This is a genomic window from Pseudomonas sp. FW306-02-D09B (assembly GCF_058782685.1).
Map to the genome: position 1 here is coordinate 163,719 of NZ_JBYSXY010000014.1, position 20,896 is coordinate 184,614.

The 20,896-nt window shown below is 59.2% G+C and carries 19 protein-coding genes and 1 pseudogene; 13 read left to right on the forward strand and 7 right to left on the reverse strand.

Annotated features, from left to right (window positions below; genetic code table 11):
* Positions 1 to 129: 129 nt before the first annotated feature.
* Positions 130 to 768: a TetR/AcrR family transcriptional regulator gene (locus AC3WK5_RS22250; protein WP_103317767.1), complete on the reverse strand. Its 639-nt coding sequence runs from the start codon at positions 766 to 768 to the stop codon at positions 130 to 132.
* A gap of 265 nt (positions 769 to 1,033) precedes the next feature.
* Positions 1,034 to 2,410, reverse strand: coding sequence for a glutamine synthetase family protein (locus AC3WK5_RS22255; RefSeq protein ID WP_054594538.1), 1,377 nt, complete (start codon positions 2,408 to 2,410; stop codon positions 1,034 to 1,036).
* 278 nt (positions 2,411 to 2,688) lie between these two features.
* Between AC3WK5_RS22255 and AC3WK5_RS22260 the strand changes: the two are divergent.
* From AC3WK5_RS22260 to AC3WK5_RS22295, 8 genes and pseudogenes are all read left to right on the forward strand, one after another.
* Positions 2,689 to 3,003, forward strand: a pseudogene (locus AC3WK5_RS22260) (gamma-glutamyl-gamma-aminobutyrate hydrolase family protein); the annotation flags it as partial.
* Between the two features lie 74 nt (positions 3,004 to 3,077).
* A complete protein-coding gene (locus tag AC3WK5_RS22265) occupies positions 3,078 to 4,436 on the forward strand; it encodes a glutamine synthetase family protein (protein WP_054594537.1) in 1,359 nt (452 codons plus the stop codon).
* 53 nt (positions 4,437 to 4,489) lie between these two features.
* A complete protein-coding gene (locus AC3WK5_RS22270; RefSeq protein WP_103317764.1) occupies positions 4,490 to 5,854 on the forward strand; it encodes an aspartate aminotransferase family protein in 1,365 nt (454 codons plus the stop codon).
* Positions 5,855 to 6,053: 199 nt separating this feature from the next.
* Positions 6,054 to 7,148, forward strand: coding sequence for a polyamine ABC transporter substrate-binding protein (locus AC3WK5_RS22275; RefSeq protein WP_054598196.1), 1,095 nt, complete (start codon positions 6,054 to 6,056; stop codon positions 7,146 to 7,148).
* 187 nt (positions 7,149 to 7,335) lie between these two features.
* Positions 7,336 to 8,430 (forward strand): polyamine ABC transporter substrate-binding protein, encoded by a 1,095-nt coding sequence (locus tag AC3WK5_RS22280; protein ID WP_103317762.1) that lies wholly within the window; start codon positions 7,336 to 7,338, stop codon positions 8,428 to 8,430.
* 71 nt (positions 8,431 to 8,501) lie between these two features.
* On the forward strand, positions 8,502 to 9,644 hold the full coding sequence (locus AC3WK5_RS22285) for an ABC transporter ATP-binding protein (protein WP_054594534.1): 1,143 nt from the start codon (positions 8,502 to 8,504) through the stop codon (positions 9,642 to 9,644).
* Positions 9,645 to 9,679: 35 nt separating this feature from the next.
* Positions 9,680 to 10,561 carry an ABC transporter permease subunit gene (locus AC3WK5_RS22290; protein WP_177474959.1) on the forward strand — a complete coding sequence of 294 codons (882 nt, stop codon included), beginning with the start codon at positions 9,680 to 9,682 and terminating at the stop codon, positions 10,559 to 10,561.
* Positions 10,558 to 11,448: an ABC transporter permease subunit gene (locus AC3WK5_RS22295; RefSeq protein WP_103317758.1), complete on the forward strand. Its 891-nt coding sequence runs from the start codon at positions 10,558 to 10,560 to the stop codon at positions 11,446 to 11,448. Before AC3WK5_RS22290 ends, AC3WK5_RS22295 begins: the two co-directional genes overlap by 4 nt.
* A 223-nt stretch (positions 11,449 to 11,671) precedes the next feature.
* Here the strand turns inward: AC3WK5_RS22295 and AC3WK5_RS22300 are convergent, their stop codons facing one another.
* The 3 genes from AC3WK5_RS22300 to AC3WK5_RS22310 form a co-directional block, all read right to left on the reverse strand.
* Positions 11,672 to 12,013 (reverse strand): carboxymuconolactone decarboxylase family protein, encoded by a 342-nt coding sequence (locus AC3WK5_RS22300; protein WP_054594531.1) that lies wholly within the window; start codon positions 12,011 to 12,013, stop codon positions 11,672 to 11,674.
* Positions 12,014 to 12,134: 121 nt separating this feature from the next.
* Positions 12,135 to 14,546 carry a penicillin acylase family protein gene (locus AC3WK5_RS22305; RefSeq protein ID WP_103317755.1) on the reverse strand — a complete coding sequence of 804 codons (2,412 nt, stop codon included), beginning with the start codon at positions 14,544 to 14,546 and terminating at the stop codon, positions 12,135 to 12,137.
* 102 nt (positions 14,547 to 14,648) lie between these two features.
* Positions 14,649 to 15,233, reverse strand: coding sequence for a DUF6436 domain-containing protein (locus AC3WK5_RS22310; RefSeq protein ID WP_103317753.1), 585 nt, complete (start codon positions 15,231 to 15,233; stop codon positions 14,649 to 14,651).
* A 109-nt stretch (positions 15,234 to 15,342) separates the two neighbouring features.
* Between AC3WK5_RS22310 and bipL the strand changes: the two genes are divergently transcribed.
* Positions 15,343 to 16,296: a phospholipase BipL gene (gene bipL, locus AC3WK5_RS22315; RefSeq protein WP_103317751.1), complete on the forward strand. Its 954-nt coding sequence runs from the start codon at positions 15,343 to 15,345 to the stop codon at positions 16,294 to 16,296.
* Between the two features lie 127 nt (positions 16,297 to 16,423).
* Here the strand turns inward: bipL and AC3WK5_RS22320 are convergent, their stop codons facing one another.
* Positions 16,424 to 17,176 (reverse strand): DUF2059 domain-containing protein, encoded by a 753-nt coding sequence (locus tag AC3WK5_RS22320; RefSeq protein ID WP_054594527.1) that lies wholly within the window; start codon positions 17,174 to 17,176, stop codon positions 16,424 to 16,426.
* A 132-nt stretch (positions 17,177 to 17,308) separates the two neighbouring features.
* On the opposite strand from AC3WK5_RS22320, the gene AC3WK5_RS22325 reads away from it, so the two are divergent.
* Positions 17,309 to 17,941: a 2OG-Fe(II) oxygenase gene (locus AC3WK5_RS22325; protein WP_054594526.1), complete on the forward strand. Its 633-nt coding sequence runs from the start codon at positions 17,309 to 17,311 to the stop codon at positions 17,939 to 17,941.
* Positions 17,942 to 17,943: 2 nt separating this feature from the next.
* Positions 17,944 to 18,429 (forward strand): 2-thiouracil desulfurase family protein, encoded by a 486-nt coding sequence (locus AC3WK5_RS22330; protein WP_103317749.1) that lies wholly within the window; start codon positions 17,944 to 17,946, stop codon positions 18,427 to 18,429.
* Between the two features lie 174 nt (positions 18,430 to 18,603).
* Here the strand turns inward: AC3WK5_RS22330 and AC3WK5_RS22335 are convergent, their stop codons facing one another.
* Positions 18,604 to 19,377, reverse strand: coding sequence for a transporter substrate-binding domain-containing protein (locus tag AC3WK5_RS22335; RefSeq protein WP_054594524.1), 774 nt, complete (start codon positions 19,375 to 19,377; stop codon positions 18,604 to 18,606).
* 131 nt (positions 19,378 to 19,508) lie between these two features.
* Here AC3WK5_RS22335 and AC3WK5_RS22340 point away from each other — a divergent pair, with 131 nt between their 5' ends.
* A complete protein-coding gene (locus AC3WK5_RS22340; RefSeq protein ID WP_103317747.1) occupies positions 19,509 to 19,946 on the forward strand; it encodes a DUF4399 domain-containing protein in 438 nt (145 codons plus the stop codon).
* Positions 19,947 to 20,228: 282 nt separating this feature from the next.
* Entirely contained in the window at positions 20,229 to 20,708 is a 480-nt protein-coding gene (locus AC3WK5_RS22345) for a hypothetical protein (RefSeq protein WP_103317745.1), read from the forward strand.
* Positions 20,709 to 20,896 lie beyond the last annotated feature (188 nt).

Genomic DNA, 20,896 nt, shown 5'->3' on the forward strand with positions numbered 1-20,896 from the left:
GAGGTGTGGCCTTCGCGAGCAAGCCCGCTCCCACATTGGATCTACGTCGTATACAAATCCTGTGTTCGCTGAAGATCAAATGTGGGAGCGGGCTTGCTCGCGAAGAGGCCCGCACGGCCAGCAAGGAAATCAGGCTGGAATAGCGCGCTTGGGCAGGTACGGCGGCAGATACAGCCCCAGATAAGCATCAAACACCCGCATGCCTTCCTCGGCCATGCGTGGGGTGATCTGCCCGTGCTGTTGCACCGAGCGGGCATAGACTCGGTCGCCCAGTTCCATGGCCAGCGCAAACACATCGACATCCTTGGGCAGCGTCGGCAGTTCGAAATGCTGATCGAAGAGTTTGTGCATCAGGTCGCCGAGTTCGATGTCGTGCTGGCGGTCGGCCTGGGTGACTTCGGTCAGGCCGTGCTGAGCGAGGATCAGTTGCCGGGCGGCGGCGTCTTCGTCGTAGATGGCGAGCATGCGTTGCTCGACCAGTCGTGACAGATCACGCCAGCCATTCAGCGAGTCGACGTCGATCGGTTCTTGCAGGCACGCACGAAAGGCGCTGTGGACGTCGGCGGTCAGGGCTTCGAGCAGGGCCGGGACGCTGGCGAAGAAGTGGTAGACCGATGACGGCGGGATCTCGGCGCGTTCGGCCACGCTGTAGATCGACAGGCTGGCCACTCCCTCGGCGGCAAGCAGCGTGCGGGCGGCGTCGAGTATCGAGTCGATCCGGGCCTGGCTGCGTGCGCGGGGTTTGCGAAGGGGGGCGGGGCGGGTCATTGAAGTCTCCTGCAGGGCAGCGGGCATTGTACGCAGAGCGCAGAGATGATCCATACCCTGTGGCGAGGGGGCTTGCCCCCGTTGGGTTGCGAAGCGGCCCCAAAACATGCGATCCCATGGCATCGGACACACCGCGTTCGCTGGGTTTGGGAGTGCTGCGCACTCCAGCGGGGGCAAGCCCCTCGCCACAAGGTTCGGTGTTGATACCCATAAAAAAACGCCGCTGGCGATGAGGCCAACGGCGTTGTTTTTTTGCTACAGCCGCTTACACGGTGTGCAGGTACCAGTTGTACTCGAGGTCGGAGATGGAGTGTTCGAACTCCTCCAGCTCGCTCTCTTTACAGGCGACAAAAATGTCGATGTATTTCGGATCGATGTACTTGGCCATGACTTCGCTGTCGTCCAGCTCGCGCAGTGCATCACGCAGGTTGTTCGGCAGGCTTTGCTCGTTCTGCTCGTAGCTGTTGCCTTCGACGGGCGCGCCCGGCTCGATCTTGTTGGTCAGGCCGTGATGCACGCCTGCCAGGACCGAAGCCATCAGCAAGTACGGGTTGGCATCGGCGCCAGCAACGCGGTGTTCGATACGTACGGCATCGGCAGAGCCGGTCGGTACGCGAATCGCCACCGTCCGGTTGTCCAGGCCCCAGCACGGGGAGTTCGGCACGTAGAACTGTGCGCCGAAACGACGGTACGAGTTGACGTTCGGGCAGAGGAAAGCCATCTGCGCCGGTAGGGTCTCGAGCACACCGCCGATCGCGTGACGCAGTGCGGCGTTCTGCTCGGGATCCTCACTGGCAAAAATATTCTTGCCGTCTTTATCAAGGATCGAGATGTGGACGTGCAGACCGTTACCCGCCTGGCCTGGGTAAGGCTTGGCCATGAAGGTGGTGTCCATCTCATGGTCGTAGGCGATGTTTTTGATCAGACGCTTGAGCAGTACCGCGTAGTCGCAGGCCTTGATCGGGTCGGCAACGTGGTGCAGGTTCACTTCGAACTGCGCCGGAGCACTTTCCTTGACGATCGCGTCGGCAGGGATACCTTGCTCTTTCGCACCTTCCAGGATGTCCTGGAGGCAGTCGACGTATTCGTCGAGGTCGTCGATCAGGTAAACCTGGGTCGAGTGTGGACGTTTGCCGGACACCGGCGAGCGTGGAGGTTGCGGCCGGCCATTCACGTTCTCCTGGTCGATCAGGTAGAACTCAAGCTCGAACGCGGCGCAGATGGTCAGGCCCATGTCGTCGAACTTGCGCACCACATTGGCCAGCACTTCACGTGGGTCGGCGAAGAACGGCTCGCCTTCGAGTTCGTGCATGGTCATCAACAGTTGCGCGGTCGGGCGCTTCTGCCAGGGTTCATTGCACAGGGTATTGGGGATTGGATAGCAGATTCGGTCAGCATCACCGATGTCCAGGCCCAGGCCGGTGCTTTCCACCGTCGAGCCATTGATATCCAGAGCAAATAGAGAGGCCGGCAGGTTGATGCCTTTCTCGTAAACCTTGTGGAGGCTGGTGCGTTCGATGCGCTTGCCGCGCACCACACCATTCATATCCGCAATCAGAAGGTCAACGTACAGAACCTCAGGATGTTCCTTAAGGAACGCGTTCGCTTCGTTGAGCTGAACGGCACGCGGGGGTACCGACATGATGCAACACCTTTGTTGTTAAAAATATCAATCATTGATCTTTTCGGATTCCAGTCAACCCGAACGGCATGCCGAAGTCAAGCGAGGCCTTTTTTGCCCTAAAAAAGCGCTCGAAGGGCATTTTTGAGGCGCTTTGGGGCACTTTTATGCCTTCGGGGTCTTTGGCGGCCGCAGCCTTGAGCGGGGCGTGTTGTATTTTTTACGGGGGTGTTGTGTAAAAAAATGAACAACGCTAAGCTCAAATCAAACCCATAACAGCAATAATACCGGGGTGCTTCATGTCTCGCCTGCCGTTAATCGGCGTCACCGACTGCTCAAGACAGATCGGTTTGCATGCTTATCACATCACCCGCGATAAGTACGTCCGCGCAGCGGCCACCGTTGCCAAGGGCCTGCCGTCGATACTTGCGTCACTGGCGGAACTGCTCGATCCGACCGATATTATTGACGGTCTGGATGGCATCCTGTTTACCGGCTCTTCTTCTACTGTAGAACCTTTTCACTATAGCGGTCCTACCAGCGCGCCGGGAACTGCTCATGATCCTGCACGCGACGCCACCACCCTTTCGTTGATACGCGCCGGCAAGCGTGCAGTACAACGCGACGCGGATGCGTCAAACAACGCCTGACGTTTAAAGACGTCAGGACACTCAGCCCAGAGGCATTTATGAGTAACAACCTCGACCAGCTCACCGATTGGTTGAAAGACCACAAGATCACAGAAGTCGAATGCATGATTGGCGATCTGACCGGGATCACCCGTGGCAAGATCTCGCCGACCAACAAGTTCATTGCCGAAAAAGGCATGCGCCTGCCCGAGAGTGTGCTGTTGCAGACAGTGACGGGCGACTACGTCGAAGACGACATTTATTACGAACTGCTCGACCCGGCCGACATCGACATGATCTGCCGCCCGGACTCGAACGCGGTATTCCTCGTGCCGTGGGCCATCGAGCCGACCGCGCAGGTGATTCATGACACCTACGACAAGCAGGGCAACCCGATCGAGCTGTCGCCGCGCAACGTGCTCAAGAAAGTCCTGAAGCTCTATTCCGACAAGGGCTGGCAGCCGATCGTGGCGCCGGAGATGGAGTTCTACCTGACCAAGCGTTGCGAAGACCCGGACTTCCCGTTGCAGCCGCCGATTGGCCGCTCCGGTCGCCCGGAAACCGGTCGTCAGTCGTTCTCTATTGAGGCGGCCAACGAATTCGACCCGCTGTTCGAAGACGTCTACGACTGGTGCGAACTGCAAGAGCTGGATCTGGACACGCTGATCCACGAGGACGGCACGGCGCAGATGGAGATCAACTTCCGTCACGGCGACGCGCTGTCCCTGGCCGACCAGATCCTGGTGTTCAAGCGCACCATGCGCGAAGCGGCGCTCAAGCACGACGTGGCCGCGACCTTCATGGCCAAGCCGATGACCGGCGAGCCGGGCAGTGCGATGCACCTGCACCAGAGCATCATCGACATCGAAACCGGCAAGAACGTCTTCTCGAATGAAGACGGGACGATGAGCGAGCTGTTCCTGCACCACATCGGTGGCTTGCAGAAGTTCATCCCCGAGCTGTTGCCGCTGTTCGCACCCAACGTCAACTCGTTCCGCCGCTTCCTGCCGGATACCTCGGCGCCGGTGAACGTGGAGTGGGGCGAAGAGAACCGCACCGTCGGCCTGCGAGTCCCGGACGCAGGCCCGCAAAACCGTCGGGTGGAAAACCGCCTGCCGGGCGCCGATGCCAACCCTTACCTGGCGATCGCCGCGAGCCTGCTTTGCGGTTACATCGGCATGGTGGAAGGCATCAACCCGAGCGCACCCGTGGTTGGACGGGGTTACGAGCGACGCAATCTGCGTCTGCCGCTGACCATCGAAGACGCACTGGAACGCATGGAACATAGCGCGACCATCGAGAAGTATCTGGGCAAAAAATTCATCACTGGCTACGTCGCGGTCAAGCGGGCCGAGCATGAAAACTTCAAGCGCGTGATCAGTTCGTGGGAGCGGGAGTTCCTGTTGTTCGCCGTCTGATGCGCCGGGTGCGGCCCTGAAAAGCCGCACTCTCACCCTATAAGGAGAGCTTTATGACCAGCAAGAACCCGCAAACCCGTGAGTGGCAAACCTTGAGCCGCGAACATCACCTGGCGCCTTTTAGCGACTTCAAGCAGCTGAAAGAGAAAGGTCCGCGGATCATCACCAACGCCAAGGGCGTTTACCTCTGGGACAGCGAAGGTAACAAGATCCTCGACGGCATGGCCGGCCTGTGGTGCGTGGCCATCGGTTACGGTCGCGATGAGCTGGCCGATGCGGCCAGCAAACAGATGCGCGAGCTGCCTTATTACAACCTGTTTTTCCAGACCGCCCACCCGCCGGTACTGGAGCTGGCCAAGGCCATCTCGGACATCGCGCCAGAAGGCATGAACCACGTGTTCTTCACCGGTTCCGGCTCCGAAGGCAACGACACCATGCTGCGTATGGTCCGCCACTATTGGGCGATCAAGGGCCAGCCGAACAAGAAGGTCATCATCAGCCGCATAAACGGCTACCACGGCTCGACCGTGGCCGGCGCCAGCCTGGGCGGCATGACTTATATGCACGAACAGGGCGACTTGCCGATCCCGGGCATCGTTCACATCCCGCAGCCGTACTGGTTCGGTGAAGGGGGCGACATGACCCCTGAAGAGTTCGGTATCTGGGCCGCCAACCAGTTGGAAGAAAAGATTCTCGAGCTCGGCGTCGACACGGTCGGTGCGTTCATAGCCGAGCCGATCCAGGGCGCCGGCGGCGTGATCATTCCGCCAGACAGCTACTGGCCGCGCATCAAGGAAATCCTCGCCAAGTACGACATCCTGTTCGTTGCGGATGAGGTGATTTGTGGTTTCGGTCGTACCGGCGAGTGGTTCGGCAGCGATTTCTACGGCCTCAAGCCTGACATGATGACCATCGCCAAAGGCCTGACGTCCGGTTACATCCCGATGGGTGGCCTGATCGTGCGTGATGAAGTGGTCGAGGTGCTGAACGAAGGGGGCGACTTCAACCACGGTTTCACCTATTCCGGGCACCCGGTCGCCGCTGCGGTGGCACTGGAAAACATTCGTATTCTGCGCGAAGAGAAAATTATCGAGCACGTTCGTGCAGAAACGGCACCTTATTTGCAAAAGCGTCTACGGGAACTGAACGATCACCCTCTGGTGGGTGAAGTTCGTGGGGTAGGTCTGTTGGGGGCTATCGAACTGGTTCAGGACAAGGCGACCCGTGCGCGGTATGTCGGCAAGGGTGTTGGCATGATCTGCCGGCAGTTCTGCTTCGACAACGGGCTGATCATGCGCGCCGTGGGCGACACCATGATCATCGCTCCGCCACTGGTCATCACCAAGGCCGAGATCGACGAACTGGTGACCAAGGCGCGCAAGTGCCTGGACCTGACCCTGAGTGCGCTGCAAAGCTAAGTGCTAGGCTCTGAGCGAGGTCCGTGGCTGGCACTTCGCTCAGGGCGCACAAAGGACGGGTCTTTCCTTGAAAGCCTGCCTTGTAACTTGCCAGACTATCCGCTGTTTGAGTTGCCAAGGAATCGGCCGCTGGATCTTGGTTCACAAAAAAATGTGGTTAAAAAGAATAATTGGAGCATTACGCATGAAGGCATTAGGTTTGAAGAAAACTGGCAAGACACTGCTCGCCTTGTCCCTGATGGGCGTGATGGCTGGGGCAGCCCAGGCCGACGATAAAGTCCTGCACGTTTACAACTGGTCCGACTACATTGCACCGGACACCATCGCGAACTTTGAGAAAGAGTCCGGGATCAAGGTCGTCTACGATGTGTTCGACAGTAACGAAACCCTCGAGGCCAAGTTGCTGGCCGGCAAGTCCGGTTATGACGTGGTTGTACCGTCCAACAACTTCCTGGCCAAGCAGATCAAGGCCGGCGTTTACCAGGAGCTGGACAAGTCCAAGCTGACCAACTACGGCAACCTGAACAAGTCGCTGCTCAAGGCGGTTTCTGTCAGCGACCCGGACAACAAACATGCCTTCCCTTACATGTGGGGCTCGATCGGTATCGGTTACAACGCCGAGAAGGTCAAAGCGGCGCTGGGCATCGACAAAATCGATTCCTGGGATGTCGTGCTCAAGCCGGAGAACATTGCCAAGCTCAAGAGCTGCGGCGTGAGTTTCCTCGATTCGCCGACCGAAATGCTGCCAGTTGCCCTGCATTACCTGGGCCTGCCAACCGACAGCCAGAAAAAGGAAGATCTGAAGAAGGCTGAAGAGCTGTTCCTGAAGATTCGTCCTTCGATCACCTACTTCCACTCGTCCAAGTACATCTCGGACCTGGCCAACGGCAACATCTGCGTAGCCGTCGGTTATTCGGGTGACGTGCAGCAGGCCAAAACCCGTGCCGCCGAAGCCGGTGACAAGGTGAAAGTCAGCTACGCCATTCCAAAAGAAGGTGCCGGCAGCTTCTACGACATGGTCGCTATCCCTAAAGATGCGGAAAACGTCGAGGGTGCCTACAAGTTCATGAACTACCTGTTGCAGCCGAAAGTGATGGCTGAAATCACCAACGCCGTGCGTTTCCCTAACGGCAACGCCGAAGCCACTCAGTACGTGAACAAGGACATCACCTCGGATCCGGGCATCTACCCGACTGCCGATGTGCAGTCGAAGCTGTATGCAATCGCCGATTTGCCAGCCGCTACCCAGCGTGAGCTGACCCGCAGCTGGACCAAGATCAAATCCGGTAAATAAGCCGGTTTGAAGCAATCACCTGTTGCCGTCGTCGCTCTGGCGGCGGCAGCAGGAATAATTAAATGACAGAAAGTTTTGCTGGAAAGGTTTATCGAGGGTAAGTTGCGCGCCGGTTTTGTTGCCACGCAGCCATGGCTGTCACGTAACGCTGGGCAACTTGGGCCCAACTATTTTAGAGGACCTTCACTTGCCTGTTTCTTTGTTTCGCAACGCCATGCTGGTCGGCGTCGGCCTGACGCTCGCCGTCAGCGTTCAAGCTGCGTCCACCGTGCATATTTATAACTGGTCGGATTACATCGGGCAGACCACCCTCGTCGATTTCGAAAAAGCCACTGGCGTCAAGCCGGTGTACGACGTGTTCGACTCCAACGAAACCCTGGAAGGCAAGTTGCTGGCCGGGCATACCGGGTATGACGTGGTCGTGCCGTCCAGCCACTTCCTGGGCAAGCAGATCAAGGCCGGGGCGTTCCAGAAGCTCGACAAGTCGCAGTTGCCGAACTACGCCAACCTTGATCCGGCGCTGCTCAAGCGCCTGGAAATGAACGACCCTGGCAACCAGTACGCCGTGCCGTACCTGTGGGGCACCAACGGCATCGGTTACAACGTCGACAAGGTCAAGGCGGTGCTCGGCGTCGACAAGATCGATTCCTGGGCCATGCTGTTCGAACCCGAGAACATCAAGAAACTCAACAGTTGTGGCGTGGCCTTCCTCGACTCGGCTGACGAAATGCTGCCGACGGTCCTGAACTACATGGGCCTGAACGCCAACAGCACCAACCCGGACGACTACCAAAAGGCTGAAGCCAAGTTACTGGCAGTGCGGCCTTATGTGACCTACTTCCACTCGTCCAAATACATCTCGGACCTGGCCAACGGCAACATTTGTGTCGCGGTCGGTTTCTCCGGGGATATTTTCCAGGCCAAGGCCCGTGCTGCCGAAGCCGGAAAAGGCGTGAACGTTGCCTACGCGATTCCAAAGGAAGGCGGTGCGCTGTGGTTCGACATGCTGGCGATTCCCAAGGACTCCGCCAACGTCAAACAGGCCCATGCCTTCATCAACTATGTACTCAAGCCTGAAGTGATCGCTCAGGTGAGTGATGCCGTCGGCTACGCCAACCCCAATCCCGGGGCGGACAAACTGATGGAGCAATCGATTCGTAGCAATCAATCGGTGTATCCACCGCAAGCGGTCCTCGACAAGACCTACGTGCAGGTTGAGCTGCCGCCAAAGATTCAACGGTTGATGACCCGCAGCTGGACCAAGGTCAAGTCGGGTAAATAGTGACAAAGGCTCAAACTATCCAAGGTTTGCCTGTGTTGGGTGAACTGCAAATTTTGTTGGGAGTTTCGTAAATGGCAGTTGCCTCCGGCGCCTATAAGAAAGCCCTCGAGGGCGACCAGACACCGAAACAGGTGCTGGTCAAAATCGACCGGGTCACGAAGAAGTTCGACGAGACGATTGCCGTGGACGATGTGTCCCTGGAAATCAGGAAAGGCGAGATATTCGCCTTGCTCGGCGGTTCGGGATCGGGCAAATCGACCTTGCTGCGCATGCTGGCAGGTTTCGAACGGCCTACGGAGGGGCGCATTTTCCTCGACGGCGTAGACATCACCGAGATGCCGCCGTACGAGCGGCCGATCAACATGATGTTCCAGTCCTACGCCTTGTTCCCGCATATGACCGTGGCGCAGAACATCGCTTTCGGCCTGAAGCAGGACAAGATCCCGTCGGCTGAAGTCGACGCCCGTGTGACCGAAATGCTCAAGCTGGTGCAGATGAGCCAGTACGCCAAGCGCAAGCCGCACCAGCTCTCCGGTGGTCAGCGTCAGCGTGTTGCGCTGGCTCGCTCACTGGCCAAGCGTCCGAAACTGCTGCTGCTCGACGAGCCGATGGGCGCGCTGGACAAGAAACTGCGTTCACAGATGCAGCTCGAACTGGTGGAGATCATCGAGCGCGTCGGCGTGACCTGCGTCATGGTGACCCACGACCAGGAAGAGGCCATGACCATGGCCGAGCGCATCGCGATCATGCACCTGGGCTGGATCGCCCAGATCGGCAGCCCGATCGACATCTACGAAACCCCGACCAGCCGCCTGGTCTGTGAGTTCATTGGCAACGTCAACATTTTCGAAGGCGAAGTGGTGGACGATGCCGAGGGCCATGCGCTGATTACCTGCAAGGACCTGGACCGCAACATCTACGTTGGTCACGGCATCAGCACCTCGGTGCAAGACAAGTCGGTGACCTACGCGATTCGTCCGGAAAAACTGCTGGTGACGGCAGAAATGCCGACCTGCGAGCACAACTGGTCGAGCGGCAAGGTCCACGACATCGCCTACCTCGGTGGCCACTCGGTGTTCTATGTCGAACTGCCGAGCGGCAAGATCGTGCAGTCGTTCGTGGCCAACGCCGAGCGTCGTGGCCAGCGCCCTACCTGGGGCGATCAGGTTTACGTCTGGTGGGAAGATGACAGCGGCGTGGTATTGCGCTCATGAACACGCAAAAGCTCACGCGCCGACTCAGTCGAATAATTCCCGCGGGTCGTCATCTGGTCATCGGGGTTCCGTTCCTCTGGCTGTTCATGTTCTTCATGCTGCCGTTCTTCATCGTCCTGAAGATCAGCTTCGCCGAAGCCGACGTGGCCATTCCGCCGTACACCGAGATCTACAGCTACGTCGATCAGAAGGTCCAGTTGCTGCTGAACCTGGGCAACTACACGATGCTGGGCGGCGACGAGTTGTATATCGCGGCCTACCTCGGCTCGTTGAAAATGGCGTTTTTCAGCACCATTCTTTGCCTGCTGATCGGCTATCCGATGGCCTACGCCATTGCCAGTGCGCGCAAAGAGATACAGACGGTGCTGGTGTTGCTGATCATGATGCCGACCTGGACCGCCATCCTGATCCGCGTGTATGCGTGGATGGGCATCCTCAGCAACAACGGCCTGCTCAACGGCTTCCTGATGTCGATGGGCTGGATCAATGAGCCGCTGCAGATTCTCAACACCAACCTGGCGGTCTATATCGGCGTGGTCTATTCGTACCTGCCGTTCATGATTCTGCCGCTGTACGCCAACCTGGTGAAGCACGACAACAGTTTGCTGGAAGCCGCTTCGGACCTGGGTTCGAGTACCTTCAACAGCTTCTGGAAGATCACTGTTCCGTTGTCGAAAAACGGCATCATCGCGGGCTGTATGCTGGTGTTCATCCCGGTGGTCGGTGAGTTCGTGATCCCGGAACTGCTCGGCGGTCCGGAAACCCTGATGATCGGTAAAGTGCTCTGGCAAGAGTTCTTCAACAACCGTGACTGGCCTGTGGCGTCTGCCCTGGCGGTGGTGATGCTGGCGATCCTGATTGTGCCGATCATCCTGTTCAACCGCAGTCAGGCGAAGGAAATGGAGGGTAAAGAATGAAGCGCTTCCGTTTCTCCAGCCTGATGCTGGTGCTCGGCCTGTTGTTCATCTACATGCCGATGCTGATCCTGGTGATTTACTCGTTCAACGCCTCGAAACTGGTGACGGTCTGGGGCGGCTGGTCAGTGAAGTGGTACGTCGGCCTGCTGGACAACACCCAACTGATGGGCTCGGTGGTGCGCTCGCTGGAAATCGCCTGCTACACCGCGATTGCCGCCGTAGCGCTGGGGACGCTGGCGGCTTTCGTGCTGACCCGCGTCACCCGCTTCAAGGGCCGCACGCTGTTCGGCGGCCTGGTCACTGCACCATTGGTGATGCCGGAAGTGATCACCGGTCTGTCGCTGTTGCTGCTGTTCGTGGCCATGGCGCAGATGATCGGCTGGCCGCAGGAACGCGGCATCGTCACCATCTGGATCGCCCACACCACGTTCTGCGCCGCTTATGTAGCAGTGGTGGTATCGGCGCGCTTGCGTGAGCTGGACCTGTCCATCGAAGAGGCCGCCATGGACCTCGGTGCGCGGCCGTGGAAGGTGTTCTTCCTGATCACCATTCCGATGATCGCGCCATCGCTGGCAGCGGGCGGCATGATGTCGTTCGCCCTGTCGCTGGACGATCTGGTACTGGCGAGCTTCGTCTCCGGGCCGGGTTCCACGACCTTGCCGATGGAAGTGTTCTCGGCCGTGCGTCTGGGCGTGAAGCCTGAGATCAACGCCGTGGCCAGCCTGATTTTGCTGGCGGTATCGATCGTGACCTTCCTGGTCTGGTTCTTCAGCCGCCGTGCTGAAGAAAGTCGCAAACGTGCGATCCAGCAAGCCATTGAAGAGGGCGCTGCGGACTCCTGGAAACAACCGGACGTACGCCGCGCACAGGCGCCGGAAGCGGCTTAACCCCGGCAGCACAAAAAAACCTCGCTCCCTGCAAAGAGAGCGAGGTTTTTTTATGTGCAGGGTTGGCGAATGGAAGGCTTCTGTGGCGAGGGAGCTTGCTCCCGCTGGGCCGCGAGCGGCCCCAAAACCTGCAACCGTGCTGTATCAGGTGTACCGCACTCATCGGTTTTGGGAGTGCTGCGCACTCCAGCGGGAGCAAGCTCCCTCGCCACAGGGGTTGATGTCAGCCTTTCAGCATGTCATGTGCTTCAAGTGCTCGCAGCGAGAAGACGTACGCTGCGCCGGCGTTCAACGAGATTGCGGTGGCCAGGGTAGCGGCGATTTCTTCGCGGGTGGCACCGGCCTTGATCGCCGCGTCGGTGTGTACGCCGATGCAGCCGTCGCAACGAGTGGTGATGGCGACGGCGATTGAAATCAACTCGCGGGTCTTGGCGTCGAGCACCTCGTTTTCAGCGGCAGCTTCATCCAGCGCCACAAAGGCCTTGACCATTTTCGGGTTGCTCTTGCCCAGTGCGCCGAAGGCTTTCTGGATGGTGGGCAGCAGTTCGGACCAGTTATTGAACATTGCATTCACTCCTGAGCAGGTTGGGATGTACGGTGTGCGACACGTACAGTTTTGACCACTCGGGCGCTTTGCGCTTGCTCATTCAGGGCCTTAAAAGATCGCAGCCTGCGATCTTTTACTGTTATTGCGCCACCCGCGCTGGCAACAGCTTCAAGGTGCTGCGGGTATTGGCCGTGACTTCTTCCTCGTTGAAATGCGCCTCCTGGTAGACGCCTTCGATATAGGCTTCGGCCTGGTCATCGTAGTGTGAATCGAACAGTACACCGCTTTGGCCGACCGGGTTGATGGTCAGGCCGTGCGCCGGGTCGGCGAAGTCGATGATCCGGCGGGTCGAGGGGCCGTAGGTTACCGGCCATGGCGCCGGGCCGATTTTTGCCGAGAGGTTGTTCGGCACTTCGTGGCTGCCCGGGGCCTCGAACGGGCCGACGTTGAAGATTCGATCCAGCGGCTTTTGCATGCCCAGCGGATGGCCGTGGGTCAGGGTGTGGGCATCGCCCCATAGCCATTGCGCCGGGTCAGGGCCGAGGGTGGTTTTCAGGTGGGCGATACTGGCCTGCCACGCAGCTTTGACAATGTCGGCGCGGGTTTCCTTGCCGAGCGTGTTGCGGTTGTCCCACCACGGCGAATCCGCGGAGGCGGCCAGCCGGGGCAACGCGGCATCGATCACGCGGGTCGAGAGCAGGGTCTCGAAAAAGCTGTCGCCAAGTTCGTCGTGCAGTGCGCCATCGGCGAGGTTGAACAGGAACTGGTTGAACAGTGTGGCGCTGGTGGAGTTCACCGGGTAATCGCCTTTCCACTTGGCCAGTTGCTCCACCAGTTGCAGCTCTTGCGGGTCGCTGACCACCTCGCGCAGTACCGGCAACAGCGGGGCCAACAGGCGAGGGCCGTAGTCGGTGGTGGTGCCCAGTTGCAGTTTCTGGCTGGCGTCGATGTTCCACTTCACGCTCTTGTCGCTGAGCTGGCGGTTGAGCTGCTGACCACGATCCGGCAGGTTGTAGTAGCCGGGGATCTCCATGCCTGTCGGCGAAACCGGCTGGAAGTTGGCCGAGACGATGTAGCCGCGTGCCGGGTTTTCTTCCTGCGGGTTGGCGCTGAACGGGTAGAAACCTTCCTTGTCCGCCTGATTGGTGCTGCCGTCGAGTATGAACCACGGTTTGACCCCGGCCAGACGCTTGGGCAGTTGTGCTGCCGCCCACCAGCCAATATCACCCTTGGCATTGGCCCAGACGATATTCAGCCCCGGCGCATGAACCTTGGCCGCCGCGGCGCGAGCCTTGGTCAGGGTGTCGGCACGATTGAGCTGGTAGAAGCCTTCGAGGATCGGGTTCTGGGTTTCGAGGAACGCCCACCACATGGCGATCGGCGTCTTGCCGGCGCTGGCACCGAGCACGTCGTTGATGATCGGGCCGTGGGGTGATTGACGCAGGATCAACGTGACCGCTGCCTGGCCTTTCACGGCAATTTGCTGCTCGGTGTTGACCATGTCGACCCACTTGCCGTGATACCAGACCTGGTTGGCATTGTCCGGATTGACCTTCTCGGCGATCAGGTCGAGGTCGTCGTTCTGGAACATGGTCAGGCTCCAGCCGAAGTCCAGGTTGTGGCCCAGGAAGGCAAAAGGCACCAGGGCCTGATGCTGCCCGTAGAGCTCGAAACCCGGCGCCGAGAGTTGCGCTTCGTACCACACCGACGGCGTCGAAAAACGAATGTGCGGATCACCGGCCAGCAGCGGTTTGCCGCTTTGGGTGCGCGTGCCGGAAACCACCCAGGCGTTACTGCCCTCGAACTGCGGCAGGCCGTTGTCGGCCAACGCTTGCTCACTCAGGCGCGCAATGGCGTTGAGGTCTTTCCAGTCAGCGGCGGAGAGCACCGGGGCTTTGCTGGACTGACGTTTGGCCAGCACACCTTTGGGCTGCCAATCGAGGTCGAAGATATTCAGGTAATCGCTGCCCAGCTGATCGCGTACGTAGGTCAGCAACGGTTCGGTGCGAAACGCCGCAGCAAAGCTGTAGGCCATGTAGCCGGCGACACTGACGGTGTCCTCGGCGGTGAACGCGCGTTTACGGATGCCCAGTACGTCAAACTCCATGGGTGCAGCGTGGGTGTCCTGATACTGGTTGATCCCGTCCAGATAGGCTTGCAGGGCCTTCCACGCCGCAGACTGGCGGTCGAGTGCGGCCACGTAGCTTTCGGCGCGCTCGCGGATGCGCAGGCTACGGAACAGTTTGTCGGTGTCGATCAGTTTTGGTCCGAGAACTTCGGCCAGCTCGCCACGAGACAGGCGTCGCAGCATTTCCATCTGGAACAGCCGGTCCTGGGCGTGTACGTAACCGAGGGCGCGATAAAGGTCGGTTTCGTTCTCGGCGCGAATATGCGGCACGCCGCGTTCGTCGTAGCGCACCGTCACCGAGCCTTGCAGGCGTTGCAATTCCACCTGTCCCTGACGCGTCGGTTGCTTGCTGTACACATACCAGCCACCGCCTGCCGCGAGAACGACAAGTAGCAGGGCCAATAGGGTCAGGACGCGTTTCATGGTGACTCCTTGTTCTTCGGGGTTGTCGCCAGCCTGGGGCGTCAACATTTAGCACAGACCTCGTGCGTCGGGCATTACCTTCCTCGAAAAGTCCGGAATGCCTCAGTGAGTTTTATCCGTCTTCGCCCATGGACAGTAGCAGCCCACCGCGAGGGTATGCGTGGCGCTCACCGGGCGGTCTTCGCTCAGTGCCTGGAGGATCGGTTCGATAAAGCTGTTGCTGGAGTTGCAGGTCAGGCCTTCGCTGTAGGGCCCGAAATACGCCAGTTTGCCGCTGCGGTCCCAGATCGCGACCGCCGGGCTTGCGGGGATTTGTTCGGAGCCTGGGAGGGTGTCGAGGGTTTTCAGACGGCTCAAGGTACTGGGTAACTGACCCTGGCTGCCGGGCTTTTGGACGGCATAGAACTCAACGCCTTGCGGCACAAAGTGCTCAAGCAGTTCGGCCAGGTGTTGTTGATTACCGACGTTGCACGGACAAGCCGGGTCCCAGAAGTGCACGACCCGAATCGGGCCGGGGCCTGCCAGGTTGGCAGGAAGGTTCAGCGGATCGCCGGAAAACAGCGCCGTGTGTGAGCTGAACGCCCGCAGGTAGCGTCCCTGAAACCAGTCGTAGGCGGCCCACAGCACGCCGGCACACACAAGGGCGAGCAGACTGGCAAGCAGTGTCGTGCGGTAGTGCGGGCGCATACGGAACCATCCTCGAAGGTCGCGTAGCTTGCCATGCTTGCCGCGACAGATGAATATCGCAGGCCCATAAAGTCTGTTTTGCGCGCCGCGCTTTGCCTGGAAACCTGTGATGCCTGCCACCTTCGACCCCGATCATCTGCGTGCCAGCCTGCGGCCTTTGGCCGAGGCGCAGCCGTTGTCGGAGGAAGCGCGGGCTTATCAGCGTTTTTACGGGCTGGATTTCCCGCAGCGCAGCGTCCCGGTCAAACGCGGGCTCGGCAGCTTCAAGGTCGGTGATTATCAGTTGGTCAGCCAGGTCTGGTGGCCGCAGCGGGCGGTGGCGACGATGTTCCTGTTCCATGGCTTCTACGATCACATGGGCCTTTACCGGCATGTGATCGAATGGGCACTGGATCAGGGGTTCGTGGTGATCGCCTGTGATTTGCCGGGGCATGGGTTGTCCAGCGGCGAGCGCGCGAGCATCGAGGATTTCGCCGAGTATCAGGCGGCGCTGCAAGGGTTGTTCGCTGAGGCGCGGTCGCTGGATCTGCCGCAACCGTGGCACCTCTGTGGGCAGAGTACGGGCGGTGCGATTGTCATCGATCACGTGTTGAACGCTGGCGCGGACAGTCCCGCGCAAGGGCAGGTGATACTGCTTGCGCCGCTGGTTCGGCCGCGCTCCTGGGGCTGGTCGCACTTCAGCTATTACCTGATGAAGCCTTTCGTCAAAGGCATCGCCCGGCGCTTCAGCGAAAACACCAACGACCCGGCGTTCTTGCCATTCCTGCAAGCCGATCCGCTGCAACCGCTGCGCTTGCCGAGCGTGTGGGTCGGGGCGCTGGCGCGGTGGATCAAGCGCATTGAAGCGGCTCCGCGCAGCAGTCGTCGGCCACTGATCGTCCAGGGGCAAGCGGACATGACGGTGGATTGGGAGCACAACCTTGAAGTGCTGGAGGGCAAGTTCGATCGGCCGCAGGTGTTGAAACTGCCCGAGGCCCGCCATCATCTGGCAAATGAAATCCCGGCGTTGCGCGAGGAGTATTTCGGGTTTTTGACCAAGCGGATCAAAGGGCGGAATCGCTAGCGACTGTTATGACGCCATCGCTGGCAAGCCTTGCTCCTACGAAATCGGGTCGTTCAGAAAATGGTGATCCAGCACGAAACCGTAGGAGCAAGGCTTGCCCGCGATTGAGTTTCAAAGGCGCCTAAAATTATTGGTTAAGGCTCGAGGTGCTTTGCCCCACCGCCAACCCCGCCCGAATCGCTGCCAGCGCCGCCCGGTAATAGGCCTTGCCTTCAGAGGACTCGGCAAAGGTGGCGAACTCCTCGAGTTCGTCATCCGATAAGCCGCGATAGACATACAGCAACGTGTTGTTCAGGTCGGAGCCGATCTGATCCATCAAGCGCTGACGCTGGCCGTCCAGCATGCCTTGGGCCTGACCGCCGCCGAGCAGGCCGGGGATCATCTGGCTCAGGCTATCGGCCGCTACGCCGGCAATCGCCAGGCTGACTTCGGCTCCGGCTTCGCGCGCTGGCAGTGCCTGGGCCAAATGGCCAATGATCAACTGACGGGTGTCACTGGCTTCGATTTTCGGCAGGCCTTTGGCGTTCTTCGCCAACTGGTCGCGGCGGGTCGCCAGCAGTTCGGCGGCGATGATCTTGCGCCCCAGTGGTGACTGGAAAAACGCCAGTGCAGGTGCAGGGTCGGCGAGGTTTTTGCGCAGTTGCGCTTCGGCTCGATGGTCCATGGCTTGCGGGGCAAAGCGCTGGTTGCTGTTACTGACCAGCGCCTGAAACACCGCAGGCGGCAGGCTGCTTTGGTAGCGTTGCTGGGCGGCAGTGAGGGCATCGTTAAAATGCGCGCGTTGGTCTGGCCAACCGGCGACCTTGTACAACTGGTCGTGGCCGTCTGCCCAAGCGGGCAAAGTGCAGAGCATCAACAGTGAAAAAAGCAAACGGCGCATAAGAACTCCTGTCGGCAGGCGACTATTCTCCGGGGCCGGGCACGGGTTGTCGAGAATTCGTATCAGGTTCGTCAGCTTATCCGACGATCCTCCGCTACACGGCTCTGTCGGATTTTCTGGCGCAGGAATACTATGCGCGCCATGCAAATACCCTCTGATCACCCGCTGCTGTTACGTATCGTCGACGACCTGGCTACACATGGCTGGTCGCAGCAGAATATTTTCCTGCCCCAGGCTCTGACCCTGGAACTGGCGGCTGAGTGCCGTAAACGTGCAGCCGAAGGTGAGCTGGCGCCAGCGGCAGTGGGGCGCGGGCCTTTCTCGGAGATTCGCGAAGGGATTCGTGGCGACCATATTCAGTGGCTTGAGCCCGGGCAAGACGAGGCCTGCGACAGCTATCTGGGGTTGATGGACAGCCTGCGCGAGGCGATGAACCGTGGGTTGTTTCTCGGTCTTGAGGATTTCGAGAGCCATTTCGCGCTTTATCCGCCGGGCGCGTTCTACCGCAAGCACGTCGACCGCTTTCGTGACGACGACCGGCGCATGGTGTCGGCGGTCATCTACCTCAATGACGCCTGGCTGCCGGAGCATGGCGGCCAGTTGCGGATGTACCTGGAGGAGGGCAGAGAGCACGATGTGGTACCCACTGGCGGTTGCCTGGTGGTGTTCCTGTCGGGCGAAGTGCCCCATGAAGTCCTGCCCGCGACCCGCGAGCGCCTGTCGTTGACAGGCTGGTTTCGCCGGCGCGGCAACGAGCCATTCTGATCATGCAGAAAATTCTGGTGAGTCGTTGTCTGCTGGGCCACCGCGTGCGTTACGACGGCGGGGCCAGCGGGCCGTTCAATCAGCTGGAACAGTGGATCGCCGAAGGTCGGGTGATCCCTTTGTGCCCGGAAGTTGCCGGCGGTTTGCCAACACCACGGGCCGCGGCCGAGATTCCGGGCGGGCAAGGCGTTCAGGTGCTCGATGGTACTGCGCGGGTGATGACGGCCGAGGGTAAGGACGTCAGCGCCGAGTTTCTCTCGGGTGCCCATCAGGCTCTGGAACTGGTCCGAAAACACGCAATCCGCATCGCCGTGCTCAAGGCCAACAGCCCGTCCTGCGGCAACCTGCTGACCTATGACGGGACCTTCAGCGGGGTCAAAGTCAGCGGCGAGGGCGTCACCGCAGCCTTGCTGACCCGCAATGGGGTGCAAGTGTTCAGCGAGTTGGAGTTGGCCGAGGCTGCGCTCGCGTTGGCTGCACTGGATTAACGCCGACACAAAACCGTGGCGAGGGGGCTTGCCCCTGTCGGCCGGTCCGCACTCGGGCGAAGCAGTCGCAAATCAGCCGGTGCGGTTTATCGGGTAGTACTCAGTTGCAGGTTTTAGGGGCGCTTCGCACCCCAGCGGGGGCAAGCCCCCTCGCCACAATGAACTGTGTAGGCCTCAAGGTTTCGGCGGCTGACTCGCGTCCATGCCGAACCATTTCTCCGACAGCGTCATCAATCGGCCGTCCGCCTTGATCCGTTGCAGGGCCCGGTCGAGGCTGGCCTGGAATGCCGGGTTACCTTTCTGAAACGGTATCGCCAGGCTCAAGGTCGGACCGACCTTGGCCCCTTCTTTTACCGGTAGTCGACTGTCGCGGATGGCGTAGGGGATCAGCAAGCGATCGCTGATGGCTGCGTCGATCTGTTTGTCTGCCACATCCTTTAGCGGCTGCTGCGCGTCGGGATAGCTGCGCAGGTCAATACCTTCAACGCCGCGCGCCTGTTCGACGAACTGGCTGCCTTGCGCCACACCCAGGGACTGGCCCTTGAGTGCCAGCAAAGTGCCGAGCGGGCGTTGTTCTTCCTGGCGCACGATCAATTGTGCGCTTGAATAACTATAAGGTTCGCTGAAGTCGAAACGATCCTTGAGTTCTGGAGTCAGTGCTATGTGGTTGATGGCGACGTCGTACTTGCCGCTCTCGACCCCCGGCAACAGATCGGCCGAATCAGTGACCACGAAGTCGGCACGCACATCCAGTTCGTTGGCCAGCAGTTGGCCCAGTTCGACTTCGAAGCCGCTGAGCTTGCCGTCTTCCTTGAAGTTGAACGGTGGCGTGTTGGCTTCAAGCGCAATGCGCAACTCGCCACGGTCGTTTACATCGTCGATCAGTTCGGCATGAGCAAAAGGGCTCACAAGGGGCAGCAACAGTATCAGGCCAGGCAGAAAGCGCATGGTCACTCCTTGAATTCGTTATGTGCGGCGCGCTGTTTCGTGCGCTTTGCTATGGTGTTGAGGTGCTTCGACAACGAATTGCGACGAAGTTGTCACAACCGTAGAGATTAAGTTCAAAACTGGAGAAAAGAATGAAAACCTTTATGTCACGTGCAGTTCTCGCCGGTCTGATGCTCAGCGCTTCGATGCTGGCGAGCGCCGCGGACGTCCCCCGCACCAAGGCCCCTGCGGGTGCGAAGGTGTATATCGTCTCTCCGGCGGACGGTGCGACTGTAGATAAAACCTTCAAGGTCCGATTCGCTGTTGAAAAAATTGCCCTGGCGCCGGCCGGCGATCAGACCCCGCACACCGGGCACCACCACCTGCTGATTGACGTCAACCAGTTGCCAGCCGAGAACATGCCGATCCCGGCGGACGCCAACCACCTGCATTTCGGCAAGGCCCAGACCGAAACCGAAGTGACCCTGACGCCGGGCAAGCACACCTTGCAACTGGAGCTGGGCGACAAGAACCACGTGCCGTTCGATCCGCCGATTGTCTCGAAAAAAATCACCGTGACCGTGAAGTAATCAGTTTCCAGTGACTAGTACTGAAACAGGGTTGCCCCTGTTTCAGCCCAACGCCCGGTGCACCGCATCGGGCGTTTTGTATGTGAAGGCAGTTGTGGGAAAAATCGTTTCAGATTTTAAACCGACAGATGGTCGAAAAACCTGTCAGATCTGACAGTAGCCGGTGTCTGGAATAGGGCGCTTAATTTCCAGCAGGTCCACCAGGCCGCCTCCTGTTCTTGAAGAAGGACCGCCAGCAGCGTGTGTTTGGGGCATCAATTCAACTGCAATGGAGAGCGTGAGATGACAGCTAAAGAAAGCCTGACTCAATTTCCTGCCCCGACGGCACCGGTTTTTCATATCGTTGACGGCGGTATTACGAAGCAGATAGTGAACTGTAAAAGCTTGACGCTTGATGGAGCAGATCGGTGGTTGCTAGTGGCTGTCCCTATCGAACCTAAGCTCATGCCAAAAGGCACCCATGTCATGGTGCATTCAGTTGGTACTGTTGACGCTACAGGACGTGAAGAGATTCCGGGTACCAAGTTTTATAAAGATTACACGGTCACTGGTGTAGAGGTGGGTGGGCAGATCCAGGTGCATGTGCCATATGTGCCCTATATCAAACACATTCAGCCGCCGATGGAGTCTGGCCTTCCCTCTGGATATATCAAGATCTGGTACATCTTTGAGGTAAATGGCAGTCCGACGAAGTCTGATGAGTTTTTTCACCAGGTAATGTTGCTTTCCTCTGGTCTCTACTGCGAAGGAACACCAACATAGTTGTTGGCCTAGTCCTGAAACAGCTGTAAACCCGTTTCAGGACCAGGCCTGTCAGGGCGGGGACGCAGGCATGAAAAAGGGAGACCCGAGGGTCTCCCTTTTTATTGACGCTGTCTCGTCCTGAATAAGGTTTACACCTTCTGACCCATTCTCAGGAGGGAGTAATGAATACAGGAAAAAGGCGCAGT